Origin of the sequence: Planococcus plakortidis, assembly GCF_001687605.2 — a bacterium.
GTDB classification, from domain to species: Bacteria; Bacillota; Bacilli; order Bacillales_A; family Planococcaceae; genus Planococcus; species Planococcus plakortidis.
The window spans coordinates 3,167,937-3,193,851 of record NZ_CP016539.2; the positions used below are offsets into that span (position 1 = coordinate 3,167,937).

Here is a 25,915-nt window from a genome sequence, read left to right on the forward strand (position 1 = left end):
GAAATAATTTTTCATCGTTTGTGTTTTCCGAAGCTTACCGCTCGCTTTCCGTGGGCTCGCGCCCAAGCCTCCTCAGTCGCTTCGCGCCTTGCGGGGTCTCGGTCGTCTCGCTGATCCACAGGAGTCGAGCGGACGCTTCTACAAACACTTAGAAATCTTACTTTTCGTTTCTTGTCATAGAAGCCTATATTTTTTGCGAATATAGAATACAAATCTATTCTTCAACAATACAAACAACCGGCCTCCATTAAGGAAGCCGGTTGTGTGCCAATCAGTCTTCGCGATCGACGAGCGATTTGTTTTTCTGGAATTTACGGAGTATTTCATAGACGACCGGCACGACTACCAGTGTCAGCAAGGTCGAAGACAATAAGCCGCCAATGACGGTAATTGCCAAGTCTTGCGAGACAAGGCCGCCGCCTCCGCTTGAGACGGCCATTGGAATCATCGCCCCGATTGTCGCAATGGCTGTCATCAGGATCGGGCGCAGACGCGTCGCTCCCGCTTCAAGCAAGGCTTCGCGCACCGTCATGCCTTCGCGTTCCATATGGATGACGCGGTCGACCAGGACGATGGCGTTCGTCACCACGATCCCGATGAGCATGAGCAGCCCCATCATGACCGAGACGGAAATCGTCTGGCCGGTCAAGTATAGCCCGGCGAATGCGCCGATGACCGCAAATGGCAGCGAGAACAGGATGGCAAATGGCGCAAGGCCGCCGCCGAATGTCACGACGAGGATAAAGTAGACAATGGCGATTGCCGCCGCCATCGCTAGGCCAAGCTGTGTGAAGGTTTCATTGATATCCGCCGTCACGCCGCCGGTTTCCACCGTCACGCCTGAAGGCAAGTCCAGTTCATCCACATTTTCCTGTACTGCGGCGCTTGGCGCAGACACATCATTGCCCGTTACCGTGCCGGAAACGGTCGCATAATAAGCGCCTTCCGAGCGGCTCAAAGTATTCAAGGTGGTGCCTTCTTCAACTTCGACCAACTCGCCGACGGTCATCATGGTGCCTGCAGCGGTCGGCACCGGCGTCTCGAGAAGCTCTTCAAAAGTTGCCGCAGCTTGCTGGGCTTCGCGCTGGACGATGACTTCGAGTTCGCCGCCGTCCGTGTTGACGGTCGTCAGCACTTCATTCTGGCCCCCGCCGGACAATGCCATCGCGACTTGTCCTGCCGTCAGGCCGTATTGAAGGATTTCCTGCTGTTCGATGCGCAAAGTATGTTCCACGTAAGGATCTTCCGCATCGGAAGTCACTTCTTCCAAGCCGTCGACGTCAGTCATCGCACCCTCGACTTGCGCTACGGTATCCATCAAGTCATCAAGGTCTTCACTATACAAGGTATAGGCGATTTCACTTGATGCCATCATGCCGCCGCCCATCATATCCTGTTCGCCCCACTCGCCGGAATGGTCAAGCCCTTCAAGATAATCCGTGACTTCCGTGCGGGCTTCTTCGAATTCATCGACTGAAATCGCATCATCAAAGATCAAATACAACAATGCACCGTCTCCGCCGCCCATCATCACCTGGGCCATATCGGCGTTGGCCGAGTCATTGATCGATAATTGAAGAACGTCGATGTCTTCGCGTTCAAGCAAGTCCTGCTCGACCGCTTCGATGTTGTCGACGGTCTCTTCCTGCAGCTCCCCGGCAGAAGGAGAATAGGTGATATACATCATTTTCTCGGTTTGCGAGCCGAGGAATGAGAAGCCGATCAATGGCGTGAGCGCCAAGGACCCGCCGAGCAGCACTACCGCAATGATCGAAGTGAGCCATTTATGGTTCAAGGCTTTTTCCAGGAATGAACGGAACCAAAGCGCCAATTTCCCGGTTTCTTGATGCTTCGAAGCCGTTTTCTCGCCGTACAGCTTCTTCTTGAAGAAACTATGCGACATCGCAGGCACGATGCTCACCGCCACTGCAAGGGAGGCAAGCAACGCAAACGACATCGTGAGGGCGAACGGCAAGAACAATTCGCCGACCATTCCGCCGACAAACACCAGTGGCGCAAAGACCGCGATCGTCACAAGCGTCGAAGACAAAATCGGCTTGAACATTTCGATCGTCGCCGACTGGATCAATTTACGGCCGGATAATTTCTCTTCTTTTAAATGCATGCGCCGGTAAATATTCTCGACAACGACAATCGAGTCATCGATGACCCGGCCGATCGATACGGTAATGGCACCGAGCGTCATGATGTTCAAGGTGATATCGAGCCAGTTCAACAGGAGCAATGCCACGAAAATGGACACCGGAATCGACACGATCGCAATGAGCGTCGAGCGGAAATCACGCAAGAACACCAAGATGATCAACACGGCAATCAATCCGCCGAACAAGGCTTTTTCCACCATCGCGAAGACCGATTCCTCGATCGGCTCGCCTTGGTCCAGCGTAATGTCGACGATCAAGCCGTCCACTTCGCTTTCGAAATCCGCCATCAAGTCCTTTACTTCATTGACGACGGTAACTGTATTCGCTTCCTGGCCCTTAACGATCTGGATTGCTATCGCATCTTCGCCGTTGGTCCGGGAAATCGACTGCACTTTCCCGACGAGTTCCACGTCGGCCAGTTCAGACAAAGCGACAAACGGTTCCGGATTGTCTTCAGAAGGCGTCACCGGAATCAATAATTCCCTGAACTCTTCAATGGAAGCAACCGATCCATCGATATAGACCGCTTCTTCGCCTTCCTCGAATTCACGAAGGCCGAGCGACAGCGCAATATTGCTCGCTTCAATCATCTGCTGGATGTCTTCTTCCGTGACATCACGGGCGGCCATCGCTTCCTCGTTATAGGTCAGTTGAATTTCTTCGACATGCTGTCCGGTGACAGTGGCCGAAGCGACGCCATCGATTTTCTCGATTTCCGGCAAAATGGTCTTCTGGACACGATCGGTCAATTCGACGATCGATTCCGTGTCACTGCTGACGGACAGCGCGACGACCGGGAACATATTGAGGCCGATCGACATGATCGACGGCGTCTCCACTTCCTCCGGCAAGCTCACGCCATCGATGGCGGATTCAAGTTCCCGCTTTTTCTCATCCATATCGACACCGTAATCGTATTCGATCTGGATCTGGGAAACATTCGAGGAGGAATTCGAATAAACCGCTTTGACATCCTCCAGGCTTTCCACTGCCTGTTCGACAGGTATCGAAACCTCTTCCATCACCTGCTCAGGCGCAGCGCCCGGGTAGACCCCCGAGACGATCAAATAAGGAATCGAAATATCAGGAATCGACTCCATCTTCATTTGGGTTGTTGAATAAATGCCGGCAAAGGTTACAATTAAAGTCAACAGCCACACAGCAAATTTGTTTTTCAGAACAAAACGCACTAATCCTTGCACACTACTTCTTCCTTTCTTTGACGAAATCCATTTACTATTCCATACTAATGACCAAGTGGTCAAGCGTCAAATAAGCGATACGAAAAGAGGAAACAAATATGTCAAAAAAGCAACAGATTCTGGAATCTGCACTTCAACTATTTGCCGAAAAAGGTATTGAATCGACGTCAGTCCAGCATATCACTCAAGCGACAGGCATCTCGAAAGGCGCATTCTATCTGTCTTTCCCTTCCAAAGAGTCCTTGATCAAGGAAATCATCGATTCATTCATGAAAGGTTTTGTGGCAGATATTGACCGTGTAGTCAACAGCTCTAAAACACCTGATGATAAACTGCGCCTCTATTTCCTGGCTCACCTGGCTTTGCTCGAGAAGCATGCAGATTTTGCCAAAATCTATGCGCGTGAACCGATGCACGCCTTAAACGAGGAAATTTTGGAGAAGCTCATCCATTACGACGCGTGGATCGATCGTTCGCTGCTGTCGTTATTGAACGAATTATACGGGGAACAGCTTCAAGGGCGGCGCTATGATTTACTCGTATCCATCAAAGGCTTCGTCCGCATTTATTCGCAGCTCGTCCTGTTCCATCCGTACCCGCACGATATCGAAAAGATTGCAGAGCTCCTCGTGGAAAAGACCAATGTTTTGGCCATCCATTCCACTGCGGCTTACTTGACGGAGGAAATGGTCGAATTGCCGATGCCTGGCCCGGAAGAAGTGACCACCGCAGAAAAATTACTGTCGGTGATCGAAGAATTACTGGAAGACGAGCGGCATCCACCGCTCATTGCCGAGTCGATTGCGCTGCTCGCCGAGGAACTGAAAACGGAAACGCCAAGACGGGCCATCCTCCAAGGCTTGCAGGCCAATCTCTACGACTACGCCCCCGCCAAATGGCTATCTTATTTACTGAAGAAATACGAACAGAAAAAAAGCCCAGACAATTGATGTCCGGGCTTTTTCAGAGTGTTGAAGAAGTCTATAATCTTCAATAAATGAAAAGAGTGTGAAGCTATTCCACAATTAAAAAACAACGAATTATCTCAGTATTTGGAGAAGCGTTCGCTCGTAAAACCTTCTGCTCAATAATGCTGCGCATTACTTCGCAAAGGTAAGATCTCACGTAGTTCGACCTTATCTTTCCTGCGGGAGCAGCGAAGCGACGGGTTTGAGAGACCCCGCAGGCAATGAATGAGCGAAGCTTCGCTGAGCACATTCATTTGCGACGCATCTGCTTGCAATGTTTTTTGCGATGCATTTGCTTGCAAATGTGAGAGCAGATGTGGGAGCACAAGGGTTTTCGATAGCGGCTGAGGAGGCTCGATTCCCGCCCGCGGAGTCGTGCGATAAGCTTCGGAAAATACGACTTTTAACTTTCTCGACAGCCTGAAAAAGCCCGGACAATTGATGTCCGGGCTTTTTATAGGCATTGATTTAGTTGATTTCCACAGTCCAGTCGAGCGTGTCCTCGACTTTGCCTGTCTGGATGCCGGTGATCGTATCGTACAGCTTTTGCGATAACTCACCGATCTCGTGGTTGTTGATGATCATTTTCTGGCCCTGCCAGTTGAGTTCGCCGACCGGGGAGATGACCGCGGCCGTTCCCGTACCGAATGCTTCCTCGACCTTTCCTGCTTGGTACGCTTCGTATAGCTCATCGATCGCGATGCGTTTTTCCGTTACCGGGATGCCCCACGAGTTCAGCAATTCAATGATCGACATGCGCGTGATGCCTTTCAGGATGCTGCCGTTCAGTTCAGGCGTCACGATCTCCCCGTCAATCTTGAAGAAGATGTTCATGCTGCCGACTTCCTCGATATAGCGCTTCTCGACGCCATCGAGCCACAACACGTCCGCATTGCCTTCTTTCTTGGCGTTCGCCTGTGCCTGGTAGCCGGACGAATAGTTCCCCGCCGTTTTCGCCATTCCCGTACCGCCTTTGACCGCACGCGTGAACTTGTCTTCCACATGGATGACAACCGGCTGCAGGCCGCCCGGGAAATAAGAGCCGACAGGTGATAGGATCACCATGTATTTATATGTAGACGATGGCCCTACTGCCAAATTGGCGTCCGTCGAGATGATATATGGACGGATATAAAGCGAAGTGCCCGGTGTTTTCGGAACCCAGTCCTTTTCGAGCTTGATCAATTGCTTCAAGTGCTCGAGCGCCAATTCTTCGTCGATCGGCGGGATGCTGAGGCGCTCGCTCGATAAGTTCAAACGTTCAAAGTTCTTCTCCGGGCGGAACAGCAATACGCGCCCGTCTTCTGTGCGGTACGCTTTCATGCCTTCAAAAACCGTTTGCCCGTAATGGAAAATCATAGCTGCCGGATCCAAGGAAATCGGGCCATAGGGCACAATCTTCGGTTCGTGCCAGCCTTTCTCCGTTTCGTATTCCATGATGTACATATGGTCAGTGAAAGTTTGGCCGAACGGGATCTGGTCTTGCGCCGGCTTGTCTTTCTTCGCGGTATTCTCGATTACTTCCAATTGATAAGTCGTCATGGTCATTTCTCCTTCTATGCAGCAATAATATTTTCACGATTTCGAATAATTATACACATCATCGTTCAAGCTGAAAAGAGCGTTTCGGAAATTCCTTAAATATCGGCCAAACGGCTCAGCGGATCAATTCCATGAAATGCATAAGAATTTTCGCGGTCAATCCCCAAATGACGCGGTCTTCATATAAATAGAAAAACTCGTCCACTTGGCGCGCACGCCAGTTGTAGTTTTCACCGCCGGCAATCAAGTCATACGGGAAACTTTCCTCGGGCTGTATATCGAAATCGATGCGGTAAACGCGCGGCTCGTTTTCCAGGAAAAACTTCAGCGGCACCGTGAAGACGCTGTCCACTTCCGGCGGATTTGGCTTGAAATCCGCTTCAGGGTCGATAAAGCCCGCAAATGAATAGACGATCATGCCAAATGGCGAGACGATGTAATCGAGCGGGAATACATTGCCGATCGCTTCTTTGCGGATGCCGAGCTCTTCCATCGTCTCACGCAACGCCGTCTCTTCTTCATCTTCGTCCCCGCGGTCGATGCGCCCTCCAGGGAAACAGATCTCTCCCGGCTGCCGCCTCATTTCAAACGATCGCACTTCAAACAGGATATGGACGCCGTCTTCTTTTTCGATCAGCGGGAGTAGAATGGCGAATTTCGAGAAGTCCCGGTTGCCGAGTACTTCAGGCACCCGCCCTTTGACTTTTTCCAGAATCTTTTCCGGTTCCATGCCATCACCTCGAGTTCCTTTCTTCCTATCTTACCAAATAATCGGGGCAACCGGCTTTTCAACCGCTCCCGGAAAACGGAAAATCCCGACTTCTCCCGCTGTCAATTGGCGAAGATATGGCGCTTTCGCTACAATGGGAGCGGAGGGGATACACTTGAACCGAAAAACATATATCGATACCAGTTCCTATACCGCGGGCATCACCTTGAAAGACCCACAGGCAAGCGGTCACAATAATTTGGCTCTTCACGCCGGAACCGGCCGCGGGCATTCACTCGAAAACCGGGAAGCCATGCTCGCTTCAATCGGCTATACGCTTAATGACCTGATATGCGCCAATCAAACCCACAGCAAGCATTTCCGGAAGGTGTCGCATTCAGATGCAGGCAAAGGAGCGCGGACAGTTGATGATGCGATAACGGACACGGATGCGCTCTATACGCGTGACTCAGGTCTTGTGGTTTCGAGTTTCGCTGCCGATTGTGTGCCGGTGATGTTCTATCACGTAACGGAAGAGTTGGTCGGTGCTGTGCATTCCGGATGGCAAGGCACGGTGAAAGAACTCGTGCCGCACTTGTTCGCGCACTTGATCGCCCATGAAAAATGCGAGCCGGAAGGATTCCGCGTCCAGATCGGCATGGCGCTTAGCCAAGAGAAGTTTGAAGTGGACGAAGACGTTTACATGAAATTCAAAGCACTCGGCTATGCGGATCCGTTCATCGACTTTAACGAAGAAACCGGGAAATACCACATCGATAACCAGTTGACTGTCAAAACCCAATTGGAACGCGCAGGCATTCCCGCTGAATATATCGACATCGACCGGAGCTGCACTTTCAAAAGCCCAGACGGCTTCTCTTACCGCGAAGATAAACAATGCGGCCGCCATATGGCTTATATCGTCAAGAAATAGCAAAAAGCTCTTCCGCATAGGGAGAGCTTTCTTTATAACTATTTGGATAACGGTCGACTGGAGTATCCATTTTATATCCTACTTTTAGAAAGCGATGCAACAACTTCCCACTCTTAAACTAGAGACGGAGCGAAAATGGCTGACTCCTGGGGGACCGTGCAAATGAATAAGTGAAGTGGATTTGAGATTACATTTGCAACATTGATCGGGCCATTCCCGGGCAGCTGAAAACGCGATGTCCTGTCGCATCAGCTGCATGACTCGCATCCTGCGAGCCCAAGGCAACCATTGAAATTGGCACCGGCCACACTTGCCTCAACTAACAGACAGTATAATTCATCAATTATATCTTCAAATCATCAAAATCTCCCGAATGTCTTCTTCGCTCATCGACTGCACGGCTTCCGGACCGGATTGGATCATCTCATCCACCAAATCCTGCTTGCGCAACTGGAGGTCATACATTTTTTCTTCGATCGTCCCCTTCGCCACCAAACGCAGTACTTGAACTTCCCGCTTCTGCCCCATCCGGTGCGCACGGTCCGCTGCCTGCTGCTCGACTGCTGGGTTCCACCACAAATCATACAGGATGACCGTATCGGCACCCGTCAAATTGAGCCCAGTGCCACCCGCTTTCAAGGAAATCAAAAACAGGTTTTCCTCGCCTTCGTTAAAACGGTCGCATAATTCCACGCGCTCTTTCGGCGGCGTCGAGCCATCCAAGTAGAAATACGATCTTCCCGAGCGCAACAGCGACTGCCCGATGATGTTAAGCATGCCCGTGAACTGTGAAAACACCAGCACACGGCGGCCGGTCAAGCGCGCTTCTTCCAAGATCTCCAGCAATTGATCGAACTTCGCCGAACCCCCTTTGTAATCTTCCACAAACAACGACGGGTGGCAGCATAATTGCCGCAGGCGCGTCAATCCCGCGAGAATACGGATGCGGTTTTTGCGCATGCTGTTGTCGCGCAGATGCTTCAAGGCTTCGTGGCGCAGTTCTGCTAGATAAGCCGTGTACAGTTTCTTCTGCTCTTCGTGGAGCTCCGAATGTTCGATACGCTCGGTCTTTTGAGGCACTTCCCCAAGCACTTCCGCTTTCGTCCGGCGCAACAGGAACGGCCGCACGCGCTTCGCGATATCGGCGTTGCGCAGTTCCGCAAACTGGTTGCGGTCCGGAAGCAGTGCCGGAAAGACGACATTAAAGATCGACCACAGTTCATCGAGCGAGTTTTCGATCGGCGTCCCGGTGAGCGCAAAACGATGCCGCGCCTTCAGCTCTTTCACGGCTTTTGCGGTTTGGGTCGCCGGATTCTTAAACGCCTGCGCTTCGTCGAAGAAGATCGTATGGAACGACCAGTCTTTATAGGCTCCGCGGTCCATTCGCAACGCCGGATAGGAAGTGATGTACACATCGCCTGGCTCTTTCAAGGCCTGCGTCCGCTTTGCTTTCGGGCCGTCGATGATGACCATCCGGATCCCGGGTGCGAAACGTTCGAATTCGGCTTGCCAATTGTACATAAGCGAAGAAGGCGCAACGATCAGCGCCGGCTCGTCGCTCATGCGGATATCTTCTAGTACAGACTCCACGAAAGCGATGCTCTGGACCGTTTTCCCGAGTCCCATCTCATCGGCCAAGATGCCGCCGAACCCATATTTCGCGAGCAGACGGAACCAGCTGAATCCGCGCTCTTGGTAATCTCGCAAAATGCCTTCAAAACGAGCCGGCAATTGTTGTGATTGCGTCCACGGATGGTGCAGCTCTTTCAGCAAGCGCGCAAATTCCGCCCCGGCCTCCGATAACTCATGCTGTTCGAGGCTTCCGGCAAGCCGCATGCCTTCAAGCAGCGGCACTCGTTGGACGCGTTCAAAATTATGTTCATCGATGTTCATCGTCTCCAAATACTCTTCAAATGCCGCCATTCCTAGTGTTTCAAGCGACATTAACGTACCGTCAGGGATGCGGAAATAGCGCTTTTTCTCACGGATGGCACGGATAATGCCCCGCAGCTCTTCTTCCGGTATGCCCCCGAGATCGAAGCGGAACTCCAGCCAATCGGTCCGGTCTTTCGGCAAATTGACACGGATTTTCGGCCCCGGCAAGGTTTTTTGGATGCGCATTTTCACCGAAGTCGTCGCATAAACTTCGAGCCATCGTTCAAGCAGCGGAACCGTATCGTAAAGGAAATCATACTCCGCTTCCTCGTCCTGCAAATAAAAACCGCCGTCCGTTTTCGTCAGCCGCCCCGATTCCATCAAGTCCATGATGGCCCGTTCTTTATCAAGCTGGCGGAACACGCCCGGATACTGACGATAAGTTCCGTCGGGCTCTTCGCATGGATTGATGATGAGCTGTCCGTAATGAAATTCAAGGCCTGCGAGCAATCGGCTGCGCACGCGGTCGAGATACAGTTTCGCGCGCAGCGGCGTTTCCCCGATCTTCTCGATGGCTTTTTCCGTCACGATGACCGGCCCAAGCTTTTCTAGCCCAGGCAACACCGTCTTCATCATATGGGCGACTTGGCTTTCTTCCACCGGCAGCTCCTCGCCTGCCCCTTGCATCAATTCCTGCAATCCCGACAAACGCTTCATGTCAGCACTGGCCGGCTGGACAATCGATTCTTCCGTCAAGGCGACGCCGTATTTCGGAAAAATGTGAAGACGCTCCAACCCGCGGACAATCAAGCGGTAACCGCTATCGCCATGGTCCAGCCTGAATGACACCGGCAGTGCATCCGTTACATGAAACGGCAGCACTTCACCGAGGGGATTCTCGAATTTGGCATGCGCCATGCTCCGGAGCACGGGCAATAGGCGCTCCCAATCGCTTGCGGAAACGAATAATTTTCCATTGTCCCCCAATTGCGGATTGCTTTCATCGAGCACCCCGAGCAGCTCCAGGACCGGCTGTTCGAGCGAATGGCGGACCGGGTCGTACGGAATCGCTGCGGTCTCCTCGGATTGGGCGTTCGACAAGGCCGCGACGAAACGCAGCGGGTCCCGGACATTTTTCATGATGGCCGTGCCGCTCCTGAACGTCAGCGCCAAGCGCCCTTCGGTTCCACTGCGGATGGTTGCTTCCACGTGATAAGGCACGCGCCGGTCGAAGCGATGCAAACGGGCGGCAGGCTTATCGTCTTCTTCGAACAGGCGGAACATCTGCTCAGCAAGCGGCCGCTCCCGCTGGCCAAGCGCTTCTGCGGAGATCATCACCGCCGCAATATGATGGCAATAGGTATGGACGAATCCGACAGGCGGACAGCTGCACTCTGCATGGATCTTTCCAGCTTGCGAACGGGTTAGCTCGACATGGAATGCGTTGCGCCCTTTGACGACCGCCGTGATGGACTGGTCGTCCGCTTCTGCAATATGGACTTTTCCGGCCATATGGAACGCCTGGCCTTTTTTATAGGCAGTTTGGCCGCATAATTTACGGATATGTCGATCGCTGATCCAAAATTCCATGGCGACCCCTTTCTTCTCTGTGGTGACTTCGTGTTTTCATTATCCGTCATGCCGCAGATGTCTTCAAGCGGAGCTGCTTTACACAGGAAGTACTTTCGACTTATAATAAACTTAATTTTCAGTTATTATGTACTCACTCGATACCAAGGGGGGATGATAATGACTCGTGCCCGTCAAAGCATATTCATCCGGGCGCCGATCGATGAAGTGTTCCAGTTCGCCAAGAAGCCCGGAAACTGGACAAGTTTTTACAATCATTTATCCAAACCCGAAAGGATTGACGGCGGCGGCGAAGCAGGGACGGAAGTCGAGACGGTGTTTTCCATTGTCGGTTTGCGCTTCCCTGTAACCATCAATGTAATCCGCTGCGAACGAATCGGCGATGAAGGATTCTGGGAAGGCATCATCACCGGCAGCTTCACCGCACATCAAAAAAGCCATTACCGGTCGATGGAAAACGGCACGGAAGCGACTTTTGAACTCGAAATCGAACTGCCGCACAGTGCGTTCGACCGTTTTACGGAGCGCCTCGTCTACGACCGGCTGGAACGTAACACACTTCGCCATACGCTCGAAAATCTCAAAGCGGCCTGTGAACTGGAGCGTTAAAATCTTATGATTGAAAGGATGAATCAGATGAGATTGGAAGGAAAAGTAGCGATTGTCACCGGCGCAGCATCAGGCATGGGAAAATCCATTGCCGCTTTGTACGCCAAAGAAGGCGCGAAAGTCATCGTCTCCGATATAAACCAGCAAGGGGCCGATGCGGTGGTTGAAGAAATCAAATCCGCTGGCGGTGAAGCGATTGCCGTTGCTTGCAATGTTGCGAAAGAAGAGGATATCCAAACCTTGGTCGATAGCGCCGTCGCTGAATTCGGCACGCTCGATATCCTCGTCAACAACGCCGGCATCATGGACAATTTCGAACCGGCCGGCGATATCGAAGACGAGAGTTGGGAACGCATTTTCGCAATCAACACGACAGGCGTCATGCGCGCCACAAGGAAAGCGCTGAAAGTCTTCCTTGAAAAAGGCTCCGGCAATATCATCAACATCGCATCCGCTGGTGGATTGCAGGGAGCGCGTGCAGGCGCTACCTATACGGCCTCTAAGCATGCCGTTGTCGGTTTCACGAAAAATACCGGCTTTATGTACGCGAATAGCGGCATTCGTTGCAATGCCATCGCACCCGGCGGTGTCGAGACCAATATCGGCTCCACGATGACCCATATCAACGAATTCGGGATGGGCCGCACCCAACCTGGCATGGGCGTCAACCCGCGCATGGGCAAACCTGACGAAATTGCTTACGTCGCCTTGTTCCTCGCGTCCGATGAATCGAGCTTCGTCAACGGCACGGTCATCACGGCGGATTCCGGCTGGCTCGCTTATTGACCCAATTGAAAACCCGTGCGCTGAATTCCGGCGCACGGGTTTTTTAGGCATAATAAAACACCCCGCATAAATGCGGGGTGTATCGATAGCTGCGGCGTGTCAGGCCACGCTCCACAACGTGTTCCACGAAGGAATGCCTGTCCGTCTTATGCAGCTTAGCTCATCGCGTAGTTAACCATAGCCCATGCTTGCTGCCTTGTCAACTCCCATCGCACTCTCCCCTTACATCCCGCCTGTAAACTGACCCCTAAAAATTATTCGGAATTGATACTTTCAACTGGGTCAATTCCTTGCTACAGTAGTTCAAAACTACAGGACATTACTGAAAGGCGTTGTGCCTGGCAGATGCCCAAGAAAGAAGGAATCGTTCCATGCAAAAAACCACGGCTTATTCCAGTTCCAAAACCTATGACTTGATTATCACTTCGATGCTCATCGCGCTTGTTTTTGTGGCGACGATGTTACTCAATATCCGCTTGCCGATCGCGGCAAATGGCGGGCTTGTCCACCTTGGCACGACGATGCTGTTCACGGCAGCGCTATTGTTCGGGCCGAAAAAAGGCGCCATCGCCGGCGCTGCCGGAATGGGGCTCTTTGATTTAGTGTCCGGCTGGACGCTGTGGGCACCGATCACGATCATCGCTCGCGGCTTGCAAGGCTACCTAGTCGGGAAAATCGCCTGGTCTGGCGGGCGCGGCGGGGAAAGCCTCGGATTCAATATCCTGGCTGCGGCGCTTTCCATTCCAGTCATGGTCGCTATCTACTATATCGGTGAAGCGATCATCTTCAGCAGTTGGATCATCCCTGCTGCATCCATCCCAGGAAATCTGGTGCAAAACGCTGTCGGCCTGGCACTCGCCATCCCGGTCGTTGCCGCTTTGAAAAAAACGCCTTACTTCCGAAATTAATAAAATGCCGCTCCTGAACCTTCAGGAGCGGCATTTCTTATGGACGCGATTTTCTGAAGCCGTAAAAAGGGCGGAACTCATGCTCTTCGTAAAAAGAGCGCGAGGAACTGGATGCCAGAAGATCGATTCTTGTATCAGGGTGCAACGCGTGCACAAAGTCCAGCAGCTTTCTCCCAGCCCCGCATCCTCTAAAGGGTTGAGCTACAAGCAGTTCGCAAATATATGTGCTGACAGAGCCATCGGTCACCCCTCTTATATAAGCTATGAGCTCCTGGCCTTGTGATTCAGCCACATAAGCGATGTTCGAGTTTTTCCATGCTTCTTTTGTTTGGATATGTTTCTCCACCAGGCCTGTCCATCCTTGTTTTTTGTTCAGCTTTTGGATGTGCTCCAAATCTTTTTCTTCGTAGCTCCGTATTGTGATCTCCAGTGCATCCCCTGCCTGTGCCATATAAATGCCTCCCGCCAAAATAGTTTAATTGCTTTTCAATGCTTGTAAAAAAACCGCCAAGATTGCTCTCGGCGGTTTTCTTTTCATTAAATTTGCGGTGTTAAATCTTCCGGCGCATGGTCAGCCGGTTTTACTTTATTCAAATCGAGTGTTTCTGCTGTATATTTATGGACATGTTTCAAGAGTTCTTCATTGTTCATCAAGGATTTTCCGTAGGATGGGATCATTTCCTTGATTTGCGGCTCCCATTTTTCAAGGTCTTCAGGGAAGCAGCGCGCAAGTACGTCAAGCATGACATGGACCGCTGTCGAGGCACCCGGGGATGCGCCGAGAAGTGCCGAGATCGTACCATCCGCCGAGCTGACGACTTCCGTACCGAATTGCAGCGTACCTTTGCCGCCAGCCTCGGTATCTTTGATCACTTGCACGCGCTGTCCTGCGACCACAAGATCCCAGTCTTCGCTCTTCGCATTCGGGATGAACTCACGGAGCTCGTCCATGCGCTGCTCTTTCGACTGGATGACTTGCTGGATCAGGTATTGGGTCAGCGACAAATTCTTCGCCCCGCCTGATAGCATCGTCAAGACGTTATTCGGCTTGACCGAGGCCACGAGGTCCATATACGAACCGGTTTTCAGGAACTTCGGCGTAAAGCCTGCGAATGGCCCGAACAACAAGGATTTCTTGTCGTCGATAAAGCGTGTGTCCAAGTGAGGCACGGACATCGGCGGTGCGCCGACTTTCGCTTTGCCGTAAACTTTCGCGTGATGCTGTTCGATGACTTCCGGGTTGTTGCAGACCATGAACAGGCCGCTGACCGGGAATCCGCCGATATGCTTCGATTCCGGGATGCCGGATTTCTGGAGCAAGTGGATGCTTGCCCCGCCGCCGCCGATAAAGACGAACTTCGCTGTGTGGACATCTAGTTTGCCGGTTTCCAGGTTCTTGATCTTCAGCAACCAGCGCCCGTCTTTCATCTGCTTCAAATCCTGCACCATGTGGCGGTAATGGACATTGACGTCTTCTTTCACGAGACGGTCGAACAGCATGCGCGTCAAGGCACCGAAGTTGACGTCTGTCCCTGTATCGATTTTCGTCGCGGCGATCGGCTCGTTGTCTTTACGGTTCGCCATGATCAATGGCATCCATTCTTTCAGGACTTCCGGGTCATCGGAAAATTCCATGCCTGTAAAGAGCGGATTTTTCGCCATTGCGTCAAAACGTTTTTTCAGGAAGCGGATATTGTCTTCGCCCTGTACCATGCTGATGTGCGGAAGCGGGCGGATGAATTCTTCCGGGTTCTTCAATAAGCCCGTTTTCACGAGGTGGGACCAGAACTGCGCCGACACTTGGAATTGTTCGTTAACGTCGATGGCTTTGCTGATATCCATCGTGCCATCCGGCTTTTCTTTCGTGTAGTTCAATTCACAAAGTGCTGCGTGCCCTGTACCGGCGTTGTTCCATTCGTTCGAGCTTTCTTCGCCAGGGCTCGACAATTTCTCGAATACGTTGATTTTCATGTCCGGTGATAATTCTTTCAGGAGAATCCCTAAAGTCGCACTCATAATACCGGCACCGATTAAGATTACATCTGTATCAGTTTCTCTATGGCTCATGTATACCTTCCTTTTCTACGCGAGTATTAGCGGCTTTTCGGGTCCGCCGCTTCCGTATTAAATCCATCATCTATTGTATGCCTGTTTGACACAAAATTTCTACTACTAACAGATAATTATAAAGCATTTTGCGTAAGGATTAAAGAAAATACGCCTTTTGCGCAAATCCGTCAGGTGAAAAAGCGGATTCCTGCACTGAAGCCGCTGAATCGGCTCCCGAGCTAGCACCTTCTTCCATATCCGGCTACCCAGCAGCGTCTTCGTATGAAATGGATGGAATTCGCGCTGCCCCTTATTTTCGGTTCCCCGTGTGGCATGGGCAGGTGATCAGATGATCGTCAACCATGCCCACTGCCTGAAGGAATGAATACGCCGTGACGGGGCCGACGAATTTAAAGCCGCGTTTTTTCAAATCCTTGCTGAGCTTTACAGACAGCTCCGATTGGGCTGGGACCTGCTCATCTGATTGCCATTCATTGATTACCGCTTTTCCCCCCGTGAAACTCCAGAGATAATCGGCAAAACCCGTAAATTCGGATTGGATGGCTTTTACCGCCCGGGCATTCGTGCGGACCGATTCGAGCTTGCCCCCATGTTTGATCACGCCGTAGTTTTCCTTGATGCCTGCGAGTGCTTCATCCGTCAAATCCGCGCAATAATCGATATCGAAATTGCGGAAAGCATCTTTGTAGCTGTCGCGTTTTGACAGCACGATTTGCCAGGACAAGCCTGCCTGGGCGCCTTCTAAGCACAGCATTTCAAATAAATAACGTTCGTCGCGGCTCGGGCGACACCACTCGGTATCGTGGTATGCCTGCATTCGTTCATCGTCTTTCGGCCATGCGCATTGTGCCATTGGAGCACCCCTTTCTGTTTTCATCTATAAAAAAAAGAAGCGGCCAAGTTTCCCGCTTCTTACTGCCTGTCGTCTTCCCGTGTTTCCCGCTCTTCCGCTTTAACGCTTTTTACCGGCGTTTCTTGCCGGGGCACATCATCCACTTTATTGGATTTGCTCTTTCGCAGCAACATAAGGATACTGCCGACCAAAAGTCCGGTGATGAGCAGGAAAAGGCCGAAGATGATGAGTGCTACTATGATTCCACCGGGCATTTCCATTTTATTTCCCCCTTTCCTTTTCGCTTCTTATAATCAATTCATTATTCATTCTCCAGTTTTTCCACACGCATTTCCAGTGCCTCGATGCGATTTTTCAAATCCGATCCTTCTGCTTGCGGTTTTCTATTCCTATTGGCCGCTGCTTTTACGGCGGCTACCGCCAGCACAATCGCCAAAAGAAACAAGCCCAGAACGACAAAGCCAGCAATAATATCGCCCGTATTGGATGCCATCCGATTCCCCGCCTTCCATATCCCCATCATTCATGCGGTAAACTTCTATAAACTTTACGGAAAACCCTCTTCTGCATTTGCGTGAGCAGTTTAGTGACAATTATCTTGAATTCAAGATAACATAGAAGAAGAGGTTCCATTATCCATGTAGAACCTATATTATGGCTCGTAAATCTAAAAACCAGGAGGAGATCATTTTGGGTAAATTGCAAGGAAAGACAGCGGTCATCACAGGCGGGGCTTCAGGAATCGGTGCAGCCACCGCACAGCTTTTCGCGAAAGAAGGCGCTAAACTGGTGCTGGTCGACTTGAATGAAGAAAAAGGCCAGGCGTTTGCATCCGAACTGCCGGACGCCTTGTTCATCAAAGCGGATATCACCGATGAAGCACAGGTCCAAAACGTTTATGCGCAAGCTACGGAAAAATACGGGCAAATCGACATCGTTTTCAATAACGCCGGCATCGGCAAAGTAACGCCGACCCACGAACTGTCTTACGACGAATGGCGCAAGACCGTCAACGTCGACTTGGACGGCGTGTTCCTCGTCGCACGTGAAGCGATCCGCGCCTTCCAAAAAAATGGCGGCGGCGTCATCGTCAATACCGCTTCGATGTATGGCTGGGTCGGCTCTCCAGGGTCCGCTGCCTATAACGCAGCGAAAGGCGGGGTTGTCAATTTGACGCGTTCGCTCGGGCTGGAATACGCCGACCAGAACATTCGCGTCAATGCACTTTGCCCAGGGTTCATCGATACGCCGATCATTCCCGAAGAAAGCAAGGACATCCTGAAGGAAATGACACCGATGAAACGGCTCGGCCAATCCGAGGAAATGGCGAAAGCCGTGCTGTTCCTCGCATCGGATGACTCCAGTTTCATGACCGGCTCAAGCCTCGTCGTCGATGGCGGCTATACCGCACAATGACTTAAAGATCTATTCTTATGGCAAAAACCGAAATCTTCCATGGGGATTTCGGTTTTTTGATGTCCAAGCGCAAATCTACCGCATCATTTCATTCACAAAATACAGCTGATAAACAGCCGGCAGCAATAACGCGGCGCCCAAACAAATCACGGCCGCGATTTTTGCTTGTTTGCTTAGGCGCTCATCTTCCGATTTCAAATGCTCGAAAAACGTTAATGTAAAGTAGAAGCTGGCTACAAATAACAGCACTGAGACGATCATTACCCAACTGCCCGTGCCGAACATCCCCATATTTGACATCCCACTCTCCCCTTCCTGCATTTGATATGTGGGCATTTAGGACCCAGAGATAAAGTTTTGCCATGAGAGCATGTAGGGCAGCAATTCCTGCCTTAATCTCTATCTTACACATTACCTGTTTTCATACATTTTTTAGAAGTTTATTGACAACGAAAGGACTTAGACGTACGATAATTATAAATCTAATTGAAAATGATTATCATTATTGATTGATCGTTCGCGAAAAAGGAGAAGAAGAACTTGAAGAAATCAGGATTATTGTTCGTGCTTTTACTGTTATTGGCTGTACTCGCTGCTTGTGGCTCTGCTGAATCAGCTGAAGACACAGGCGCTGCAGAACCGGAACAAGACGCAGCAGCAGAAACATTTACATACGAATCGGAAACAGGTGCTGTCGAAGTGCCGACAGACCCGCAGCGCATCATTGCTTTGACGAACGGGCCGAATGTCTTGGCGCTTGAAGGCAATATCGTCGGCATCGACGAATGGACCAATGCCAACCCGCTGTTTGAAGATATGCTGTCCGGCGTCGAAATCGTCACGGAAGACAATCTGGAGAAAATCATCGAATTGGATCCGGACCTCATCATTGCGGGCACCCACATGAAAAACCTCGACAAGATGAGCGAAATCGCACCGACCGTCGCCTTCACGTGGGGCAAGCTCGACTATTTGAAGCAGCAAGTCGAAATCGGCAAATTGCTCAATAAAGAACAGGAAGCGACGGATTGGGTCGCTGATTTCCAAAGCCGCGCACAAGCTGCCGGGGAAGAAATCCGCGCCAACATCGGTGAAGACTCGACTGTTTCTGTCATCGAAACCGGCAATAAGGAATTCTATGTATTCGGTGATAATTATGCACGCGGCACCGAAATCCTCTATCAGGAAATGGGCTTGAATATGCCTGAAAAAGTCGAGGAACTGGCACTTGAAGCGGGCGTGCACACCTTCTCGCTCGAGGTATTGCCTGAATTTGCAGGGGATTACGTCGTCCTCAGCAAAAACCCGGATGTCGACAACTCTTTCATGGAAACCGAAGTCTGGAACAATGTCCCGGCCGTAAGCGAAGAGCGCGTCATTGAAATCAATACGAAAGCTTCGACGTATAGCGATCCCATCACTCTTGACTATTTGCTCGGCATCTTTGAAGAAGGCTTCCTTGCCGGAAATTAGGTATATGAAAGCCCCCGTCCGAACGGCCTTCCATTACCCCCCGGAAGCCGTTCGGACGGGGGCTTTCGTTATGTTTTGCTTTTAGCGCACACATCACACGTAAACTTGCCCTCCAGTTTTAAATACGCTTTGACCTCCGCGAACCCTTTACGTTTCGGGTAGCGCATTTGGATATGTACTACTTCATCACCTTCGATTTCCTTACCGCATACTTGGCATTCCGGTGCTTTATTCAACATCGCCCAGCCCTCCCGCTTTGGGTTTGTCATTGCCTCAATCGTTCCGATAACCCTTGGTCACTTGTGTAGGTGAACTTGCCGATTTTGCCTTCCTGTATGCCCGAAAACAGGACGAAGCCTTCCACTTCGGCACGCTGTTCTTTCCCGCCTCTTTTCTGAAACGCCACTTCTGCCGTAAACACGTAACGATCCGCCACCGTTTCGCTTACCTCGATGTCTGCGTCTTCCAGGCGCAGCTCATAGCCATAAATATCGGCCAGCCCCGGAAAATAGGTACCGAACACCCGTATGAACTGGTCCAACTCCTTGTCGGTGAAATACGGCCCGTACTGGTCCTCCACCAGCTGGTCGAATGCCTCGTTCACTTCAACGCCGTCAATGATTTGTTTGTTCGCAGGATTCCACATCACTTTCAGAAACTCCTTGTCCGGCCCGTTGAATTGCAGCTCCAATACGCGCTCAATCGTCTGGATTTTCGGATCGTCCGCTTTCGCATGCGCACAGCCTGAAACAACGAATACTGCCATGAGCACGGCCAAAGCCGCCAGGCCCAACTTTAATTTTTTTGCTCCCTTCTGCATATCGGCCATCTCCTTTATTAATCATACGAAATAACCGTCAGGAAGTTTCAATTTTCTGGAATTTGAGGAAACCCATTTGAAACTCATGGCCTTTCCCGAAAGGAAAACGCCTTTTCCCTCACGTCCCCGAAGGTTCGCAAGCAAAAGGCGTTTTGGAAATCTGATTAAGTATCCAAGAAGCTTTTTCCGTTTAATTCATTCGACGACAAAATAAAATGTTTCATCAAGTCGACGGTGTGATCCAAATCCTCCAGATCAACGATTTCGATCGGCGTGTGCGTATAACGGGACGGAATCGAGATGACGCCGGACGAGACGCCTTTATGGGTCATATGGATCGCTCCTGCATCTGTGCCGATGCCCATAAAGATTTCCTGTTGATACGGAATCGCTTGCTCGGTGGCCACTTTCTCCAATAGCCCCGTCACCAAAGGATGCGAGATCAAGGATTTATCCGTAATCTTGATGCACGGCCCAGCGCCCAGTTTCCGGGTGCCGGTCATGAGGACATCGTTCGTGTCGCTGGTCGGTGTCGTATCGATCGCCAAGGCGAAATCCGGCTGCAAATTCGCGCTCAAGACGGAAGCGCCGCGAAGCCCGACTTCTTCCTGCACAGTGAATGCGAAATGGATATCGCCATGCGCCAAACCGTCTTGTTGATGAAATTGCTCGATCAACTCCAATAAGACGGCACAGCCTGCCCGGTCATCCAGGGCTTTTCCGACGACGCGGTTTTGCTTGGCATCGCCGATCAGCTTCAATTCGCTGCCGTAGCTGACCGGCTGGCCGACCCGGACGCCCATTTGCGCGACTTCTTCAGGCGAAGCCGCCCCGATATCGATATACAAATCCCGGTGCGAAGCGATGCGCTTCGGGTCGTCCCATTTCACGTAATGGACAGCGAGCGTTCCGATCACGCCTTGAATATAACCGTGATTGCCTTTGATCGTTACCGGCTGGGCCAGCAAGGTGCGGTTGTCGAAACCGCCGAGCTGTTCAAAGCGCAGCGTGCCATTCGGTTCGACCTTTTTCACTATAAAGCCGATTTCATCTGAATGCGCAGCAAGCAGAATCGACGGCAAGGAAGCATCCGTTGCGGGAATCGTCGCGATGATGTTGCCGAGCGGATCCACTTCGCAAGATGCCACTTTCCCTTCTATTTCATTCTTTATATAGCGTTGTACATCTTGTTCGAAGCCGCTTGGCCCCACCAATCCACATAACTCCTTCAATACTTTATACAAAACGGTTCAACTCCAGCTACTTAGTTTGATAGATACACATCGGTCATTAAATCGTTGCTCATCGGATGCGGATTGTAATCTTCCACATAATCGCTCTGTGCCAAAGGCGGTGTCGTATAGGCGAGCATCACCCACGGGGCGTCTTCCTGGAACAATTGCTGGGCTTCCTGGTACAGCTCTGTCCGCTTGTCCTGGTCGATCGTTTCACGCGCTTCCGTAATCAAGGACGTGAATTCGTCGCTCTTATAGAACGCGATGTTTTGTGCCGGCACTTCGGCGTTCGTTTTGCTGAGGTTCGGATAGAGGAAGTTGTCCGGATCTGCCATGACACCCGTCCAGCCGTACATCGCCATGCTGTGCTTGCCGTTCTTCGTGTCTTCCAAATAAGTCGCCCATTCAGACGACACGATTTCTGCCGTGATGCCGATTTCCGCCAAGTCCGATTGGATCGCTTCCGCAATTTTCATCGGTTCCGGCAAATAAGGGCGCGGGTTGCTCATCGTGTGCAATTCCGTCGTAAAACCGTCCTCGAAGCCGGCTTCCGCCAACAACTTCTTCGCTTCTTCCACATTGTAATCGTATTTCTCCAGTGACTCGTCATGGCTCCAGAGAGACGGTGGCAACGGACTCGTCGCCGGGTCAGCCAATCCGTTATAGAAGGCATCGACGATTTCTTCTTTATCGATCGCCATATTGATGGCCTTGCGCACCAAAGGATCGTCAAATGGCTCTTTTTCCATATTGAATGCCATATAGCCGATGTTGAAACTTGGGCGCTTGATCAACTCGATGCCGTCCGTGTTTTCGACAATCCCTGTATCGCTTGCGTTCATCCCATCCAAAATATCGATTTCCCCTGTCTGCAGGGCATTCAGGCGTGCAGAGTTCTCTGGGATGACTTGGTAAATGACTTGGTCAAGATAAGGCTTGCCATCCATCCAATACTCCTCGTTCTTGGACAGCGTGATGGTATTGTTGCGGTTCCATTCCTCGAATTTGAACGGCCCTGTGCCGACCGGGTTCTCCCCGATGCCTGCCCCGTATTGTTCGATTGCTGCAGGGCTTGCAATCCCGAACATGGAAATCGCCAAATAGCTGAGGAATGGCGCAGTTTTTCGCTTCAACACGATTTCCAGTTCGTGTTCGCCTGTCGCCGTCACCGATTCGATCAAGTGGTTGTCGTCCCCTTTAAATCCGCCGTACAGGAATGGATAATAAGGGAAATCCCCTTCATGGTATGGGTTTTCCGGGTCCATCCAGCGCTCGAAGTTAAAGACGACCGCATCTGCGTTAAAATCGGTGCCGTCATGGAACTTCACACCTTCACGCAGCTGGAATGTCCAAGTCAAGCCGTCTTCGCTCGAGCTGTATTCTGTCGCCAGTTTCGGCTGAAGCTCCAGATTGTGATCATACTCCAAAAGTGTTTCATATATATTGTGCGTGACCCGGATCGATTCGCCATCTGTCACATTGATCGGGTCCAAACTGACCGAGTCGGCGCCGCGCCCATAAACCAAGGTCCCGCCGCTTTTCTCGTCTTCCGATGCAGTGCCGGCCTCGTCTTGTGCGTTGTCACTTGAACATCCAGCCAATAATACAATTCCGAATGCGATGAAAAAATAAAATAAGTTACGAATTTTCTTCTCCAACCGGCTTCCGCCTCCTTTTCGCTCTCTTTCTCTAGCATGGTAAAGTTTTAGAGAAAGGAAGATAGCTCTAAGTATAAATTTATTGGAATTAATTATCAAATCTATTTTTTCAGATTTTTATTAATATGCATTAAAAAAACACCCACCTATAGAGTGAGTGTCGTAAGCTATTATCAACTTAATCATTATAGTCGGCCATCAGCTGGAAGCGGCAGCGGCTTGGTCAGCTTTTACGCAATCAATCGCCACGACGAGCGAAATGATGAGATGTTCTTTCGTTTCATCCAGGATATCTACTTGATAAGTGTCCCCCCAGCTGAGCCATTGCTTACTGACCGAACCGATGACTTGCCCGTGCTGAAGGATATCAAAAGTCATTTCCCACCAATTTCCCTGCACATCGATGTCTTCCGCCTCGATAGCATAGCGAGGCTTCAAGAAAGTGAACTCTTTTTTGATCATGACCGCATCTCGCCCGTCCACTTCCACAAAAAAGGTCGGTAGAAAACTGAAAGTCTTTTTTGTGATCACGCCGATTTCCTGATTTCCCGCGTCCAAGATCGAAAAGGTCTTCGGGATTTTCAAAAAGCTGCCTTCCACAAAATAACGATCTCTTTCCTGTTCATCTTTCACGGTGAATTTTTCGCTCAAGCTGAACACTTTCTGTTTAATGAAGAGTTGTTTCATTCTCGCTCCCCTTTCTCTTTCCGCTCTTTCAAAATTCCTGTTCCACGTGAAACATTCATGGCCTTCTAAACTTTCAATATGCCCCGGAAGCCTCTTGCCGCATAATAGGAATCCGCCCCGTTATGGTAGACAAACACTTGCCCATACCTGCAATCACCAAAAATCGCCCCGCCGCGCTCCCGGATTTCCTGGGGCGTCTCAAGCCAGCTCGACGTCTTCAAATCGAACTCCCCCAAGGTCTGTAGCAGCCTATACTGTTCTTCTGTCAATAATTCAATGCCGATCTCAGCCGCCCTGTCGACCGCTGAACTTTCAGGCTTGTTCTTTTTACGCGATTCAAGCGCTGCCCGGTCATAGCAAAGGCTCCTGCGGCCTGCGGGGCTTTCCTTTGAACAATCGCAAAACAAGAACATGCCGGTCTCCGCTTCATAGCCGATGACATCTGGTTCGCCGCCGGTCTCCTCCATCTTATGCAACACGAAAAGTTTCTCCGGGTTTTCATCCAGCTTCAGGAGGACATTGTCCCAGCCCATCTTTTCGTGACGCTGTTCGTTTTCTTCAAAGCGCTGTTTTAGGATTTCGAGCAAAGTTCGCCGCTGTTCATCGGATAGAAACTCTTGAGGCTGTGCCATAGATCTTTTCCTCCATTTCTTTTCACCGCATATATGTCTTGTATATTGAGTTGGCTATTTAAGCCTGATTTCCTTTATTTACGGCAAATCGTCGTTAAAGGATTCACTTTTTTCACGCCTTGCTGCTGGCTGTCTCCTAATAAATCATCCTTATTTTCTATAGTGTTATAGCTTAAATACCTGAAAATAAAAGAAATTTACTAATAAAATATTAAAAATCAGCATATCGCGAACAAATTCACTTAATTCTTTGTTATGCTTAAATAGTGAAAATTGTGGCAGAAAGAATAAAAATGGGCAGGAGTGATAATGAGGATATATAGGAGATGATTGATATCACAAAAGAAATGATTACTACTATAGACGAAGCCATGGACTCAAATGTACAAGAACACGCAGAAGGGCAAGATGATTATTCCTTGGACCGCGTGCCCCGCGAAGAACGGAAGATGGGCTGGCTCAGCATCACCAACATCACGTTCGGAATCGCGACTGCTATATTCTACTTCCAGACCGGCAGTGTTATGGCCCTTCAATTCGGGGCTGTGAACGCCATTATTTCCGCTGTTTACGCGATTATTGTTGCAGGGATTCTCGGGACGGTTATTGCCTATCTGTCGGCAAAATCAGGGATGAATGTCAATCTATTATCCAGAAGTGGTGGATTTGGTTATATCGGAGCCTCTTTAACCTCCTTAATCTACGCATCAAACTTTATCATGTACTGCGCATTCGAAGGCCTGATCCTGGTCGCTGCAGTCCATACGTTCTTCCCCTCTATCCCGAATGGGCGCTTATTATCTTTTTTGGGCTTCTGGTCATTCCACTCAATTGGTTTGGCATCAAACAATTAGACAAACTGCAAAAATGGTCTTTGCCGATTTTCCTGGTGTTCCTCCTGGTCACCATCATCGTAACCTTCAATACGCCGTCGGGCTATGACAGCGCATTCTGGACTTATTTGCCGGAAGGCGTCCAAGTAGGCGGTGCGGCATTATTACTGTGCATCGGCATGCAGCACGGCATCATGGGCTTGACGGCCCTGCTTGCCTCGGATTATGCCCGCTTTTTGAAACCGAAAGACGTTAAACTTGGCTCGGTCATGATCGGCTTAATTCCACAGATTTTCTGCTTTGGCGTCATGGGCGGCCTTGGCATCTGGTTCGGCGTGCGCCTTGGTGAATCCAATCCGGGCGTCTATATCGTGCTATTGCTTGGCTTCGGCGGGGTCATGTTCACTTTGCTTACGCAGCTGCGTATCAATATCACGAACATTTACAGCGGTTCCTTGTCGCTATCGAACTTTTTCGAGAATATTTTCAACTTTACACCTGGCAGACGGTTCTGGATCGTCGTCACGGCCTTGTCCGCCATTGCCTTGATGCTCGGCGGCATTGTCGACCATCTTGGCACTGCGATGACCTTCCAGGGTGTCTTTTTGCTCGCCTGGGCAGCTGTCATCGTCGCGGATGCCATGATCGTCAAGAAATGGTTGAAGATCGGGCCCTTGTTCTATGAAGCCCGCCAGGAATACCTGTATAGATGGAATCCCGTAGGCGTTGTAGCGCTGGTCATCTCGAGCGGCCTCGGCACGTTTGCGGCACTCGGCTATATAGGGCCATTCCTGCAAAATACTGCGGCTTTCTTCGCCGCTGTGCTCGCTGCAATTCTGACAGTGGTGCTGGCGGCTTTGACAAAAGGTAAATACTACATGAAAACAGAACCGACGGATGTGGACATCGAGGACCATATCGCAACCCGCTCCGGCAAATAAATAGCTATG

At 50.7% G+C, this 25,915-nt stretch carries 23 protein-coding genes and 1 pseudogene; 8 read left to right on the plus strand and 16 right to left on the minus strand.

From position 1 onward, the window contains the following. Positions 1 to 271: 271 nt before the first annotated feature. The gene (locus BBI15_RS15765; protein ID WP_068871033.1) at positions 272 to 3,367 is read right to left on the minus strand and encodes an efflux RND transporter permease subunit; all 3,096 of its coding nucleotides are present in this window, start codon (positions 3,365 to 3,367) and stop codon (positions 272 to 274) included. 98 nt (positions 3,368 to 3,465) lie between these two features. On the opposite strand from BBI15_RS15765, the gene BBI15_RS15770 reads away from it, so the two are divergent. After that, positions 3,466 to 4,317 carry a TetR/AcrR family transcriptional regulator gene (locus BBI15_RS15770; protein ID WP_068871035.1) on the plus strand — a complete coding sequence of 284 codons (852 nt, stop codon included), beginning with the start codon at positions 3,466 to 3,468 and terminating at the stop codon, positions 4,315 to 4,317. Positions 4,318 to 4,803: 486 nt separating this feature from the next. Here BBI15_RS15770 and BBI15_RS15775 read toward each other — a convergent pair whose 3' ends face one another. Next, a complete protein-coding gene (locus BBI15_RS15775; protein ID WP_068871037.1) occupies positions 4,804 to 5,877 on the minus strand; it encodes a branched-chain amino acid aminotransferase in 1,074 nt (357 codons plus the stop codon). Between the two features lie 115 nt (positions 5,878 to 5,992). Continuing rightward, entirely contained in the window at positions 5,993 to 6,607 is a 615-nt protein-coding gene (locus BBI15_RS15780) for an NUDIX hydrolase (protein ID WP_068871039.1), read from the minus strand. 154 nt (positions 6,608 to 6,761) lie between these two features. Here BBI15_RS15780 and BBI15_RS15785 point away from each other — a divergent pair, with 154 nt between their 5' ends. Continuing rightward, entirely contained in the window at positions 6,762 to 7,520 is a 759-nt protein-coding gene (locus BBI15_RS15785) for a purine nucleoside phosphorylase YfiH/LACC1 family protein (RefSeq protein ID WP_068871041.1), read from the plus strand. Positions 7,521 to 7,871: 351 nt separating this feature from the next. Here the strand turns inward: BBI15_RS15785 and BBI15_RS15790 are convergent, their stop codons facing one another. Continuing rightward, the gene (locus tag BBI15_RS15790) at positions 7,872 to 10,985 is read right to left on the minus strand and encodes a DEAD/DEAH box helicase (RefSeq protein WP_068871043.1); all 3,114 of its coding nucleotides are present in this window, start codon (positions 10,983 to 10,985) and stop codon (positions 7,872 to 7,874) included. Positions 10,986 to 11,144: 159 nt separating this feature from the next. Here BBI15_RS15790 and BBI15_RS15795 point away from each other — a divergent pair, with 159 nt between their 5' ends. The 3 genes from BBI15_RS15795 (at position 11,145) to BBI15_RS15805 (ending at position 13,288) form a co-directional block, all read left to right on the plus strand. Beyond that, complete coding sequence (locus BBI15_RS15795) at positions 11,145 to 11,594, plus strand: SRPBCC family protein (protein WP_068871045.1); 450 nt, start codon at positions 11,145 to 11,147, stop codon at positions 11,592 to 11,594. A gap of 27 nt (positions 11,595 to 11,621) precedes the next feature. Beyond that, complete coding sequence (locus tag BBI15_RS15800; protein WP_068871047.1) at positions 11,622 to 12,380, plus strand: SDR family oxidoreductase; 759 nt, start codon at positions 11,622 to 11,624, stop codon at positions 12,378 to 12,380. Positions 12,381 to 12,751: 371 nt separating this feature from the next. Further along, positions 12,752 to 13,288: an ECF transporter S component gene (locus BBI15_RS15805; protein WP_068871048.1), complete on the plus strand. Its 537-nt coding sequence runs from the start codon at positions 12,752 to 12,754 to the stop codon at positions 13,286 to 13,288. A 37-nt stretch (positions 13,289 to 13,325) separates the two neighbouring features. Here the strand turns inward: BBI15_RS15805 and BBI15_RS15810 are convergent, their stop codons facing one another. The 5 genes from BBI15_RS15810 to BBI15_RS15830 all read right to left on the minus strand — a co-directional run bounded on the left by BBI15_RS15810 (position 13,326) and on the right by BBI15_RS15830 (position 16,704). After that, on the minus strand, positions 13,326 to 13,739 hold the full coding sequence (locus BBI15_RS15810) for a GNAT family N-acetyltransferase (RefSeq protein ID WP_068871050.1): 414 nt from the start codon (positions 13,737 to 13,739) through the stop codon (positions 13,326 to 13,328). A gap of 86 nt (positions 13,740 to 13,825) precedes the next feature. Then, positions 13,826 to 15,355 carry a malate dehydrogenase (quinone) gene (mqo, locus tag BBI15_RS15815; RefSeq protein ID WP_068871052.1) on the minus strand — a complete coding sequence of 510 codons (1,530 nt, stop codon included), beginning with the start codon at positions 15,353 to 15,355 and terminating at the stop codon, positions 13,826 to 13,828. 292 nt (positions 15,356 to 15,647) lie between these two features. Beyond that, positions 15,648 to 16,211: a DNA-3-methyladenine glycosylase I gene (locus tag BBI15_RS15820; protein WP_068871054.1), complete on the minus strand. Its 564-nt coding sequence runs from the start codon at positions 16,209 to 16,211 to the stop codon at positions 15,648 to 15,650. A gap of 59 nt (positions 16,212 to 16,270) precedes the next feature. Then, on the minus strand, positions 16,271 to 16,471 hold the full coding sequence (locus BBI15_RS15825; RefSeq protein WP_068871055.1) for a hypothetical protein: 201 nt from the start codon (positions 16,469 to 16,471) through the stop codon (positions 16,271 to 16,273). Positions 16,472 to 16,512: 41 nt separating this feature from the next. Further along, the gene (locus tag BBI15_RS15830; protein WP_068871057.1) at positions 16,513 to 16,704 is read right to left on the minus strand and encodes a hypothetical protein; all 192 of its coding nucleotides are present in this window, start codon (positions 16,702 to 16,704) and stop codon (positions 16,513 to 16,515) included. 197 nt (positions 16,705 to 16,901) lie between these two features. Here BBI15_RS15830 and BBI15_RS15835 point away from each other — a divergent pair, with 197 nt between their 5' ends. Continuing rightward, complete coding sequence (locus BBI15_RS15835; RefSeq protein ID WP_068871059.1) at positions 16,902 to 17,627, plus strand: SDR family NAD(P)-dependent oxidoreductase; 726 nt, start codon at positions 16,902 to 16,904, stop codon at positions 17,625 to 17,627. A 75-nt stretch (positions 17,628 to 17,702) separates the two neighbouring features. Here the strand turns inward: BBI15_RS15835 and BBI15_RS15840 are convergent, their stop codons facing one another. After that, positions 17,703 to 17,927 (minus strand): hypothetical protein, encoded by a 225-nt coding sequence (locus BBI15_RS15840; protein ID WP_084632983.1) that lies wholly within the window; start codon positions 17,925 to 17,927, stop codon positions 17,703 to 17,705. 240 nt (positions 17,928 to 18,167) lie between these two features. On the opposite strand from BBI15_RS15840, the gene BBI15_RS15845 reads away from it, so the two are divergent. Beyond that, complete coding sequence (locus tag BBI15_RS15845) at positions 18,168 to 19,100, plus strand: iron-hydroxamate ABC transporter substrate-binding protein (RefSeq protein WP_068871061.1); 933 nt, start codon at positions 18,168 to 18,170, stop codon at positions 19,098 to 19,100. Positions 19,101 to 19,168: 68 nt separating this feature from the next. Here the strand turns inward: BBI15_RS15845 and BBI15_RS15850 are convergent, their stop codons facing one another. The 6 genes from BBI15_RS15850 to BBI15_RS15875 form a co-directional block, all read right to left on the minus strand. Further along, positions 19,169 to 19,339, minus strand: coding sequence for a Fe3+ hydroxamate ABC transporter substrate-binding protein (locus BBI15_RS15850; RefSeq protein ID WP_068871063.1), 171 nt, complete (start codon positions 19,337 to 19,339; stop codon positions 19,169 to 19,171). 26 nt (positions 19,340 to 19,365) lie between these two features. Further along, on the minus strand, positions 19,366 to 19,920 hold the full coding sequence (locus BBI15_RS15855) for a hypothetical protein (RefSeq protein ID WP_068871065.1): 555 nt from the start codon (positions 19,918 to 19,920) through the stop codon (positions 19,366 to 19,368). Between the two features lie 164 nt (positions 19,921 to 20,084). After that, positions 20,085 to 21,164 (minus strand): M42 family metallopeptidase, encoded by a 1,080-nt coding sequence (locus BBI15_RS15860; protein WP_068871066.1) that lies wholly within the window; start codon positions 21,162 to 21,164, stop codon positions 20,085 to 20,087. Between the two features lie 20 nt (positions 21,165 to 21,184). Continuing rightward, entirely contained in the window at positions 21,185 to 22,813 is a 1,629-nt protein-coding gene (locus BBI15_RS15865) for an ABC transporter substrate-binding protein (RefSeq protein ID WP_084632986.1), read from the minus strand. A 198-nt stretch (positions 22,814 to 23,011) separates the two neighbouring features. Next, a complete protein-coding gene (locus BBI15_RS15870; RefSeq protein ID WP_068871067.1) occupies positions 23,012 to 23,500 on the minus strand; it encodes an LURP-one-related/scramblase family protein in 489 nt (162 codons plus the stop codon). A 65-nt stretch (positions 23,501 to 23,565) separates the two neighbouring features. Further along, positions 23,566 to 24,132, minus strand: a complete 567-nt coding sequence (locus tag BBI15_RS15875) for a DUF4256 domain-containing protein (protein WP_068871069.1) — start codon at positions 24,130 to 24,132, stop codon at positions 23,566 to 23,568. A 371-nt stretch (positions 24,133 to 24,503) separates the two neighbouring features. Between BBI15_RS15875 and BBI15_RS15880 the strand changes: the two are divergent. Then, positions 24,504 to 25,906 (plus strand): annotated as a pseudogene (locus BBI15_RS15880) (purine-cytosine permease family protein). Positions 25,907 to 25,915: the final 9 nt, after the last annotated feature.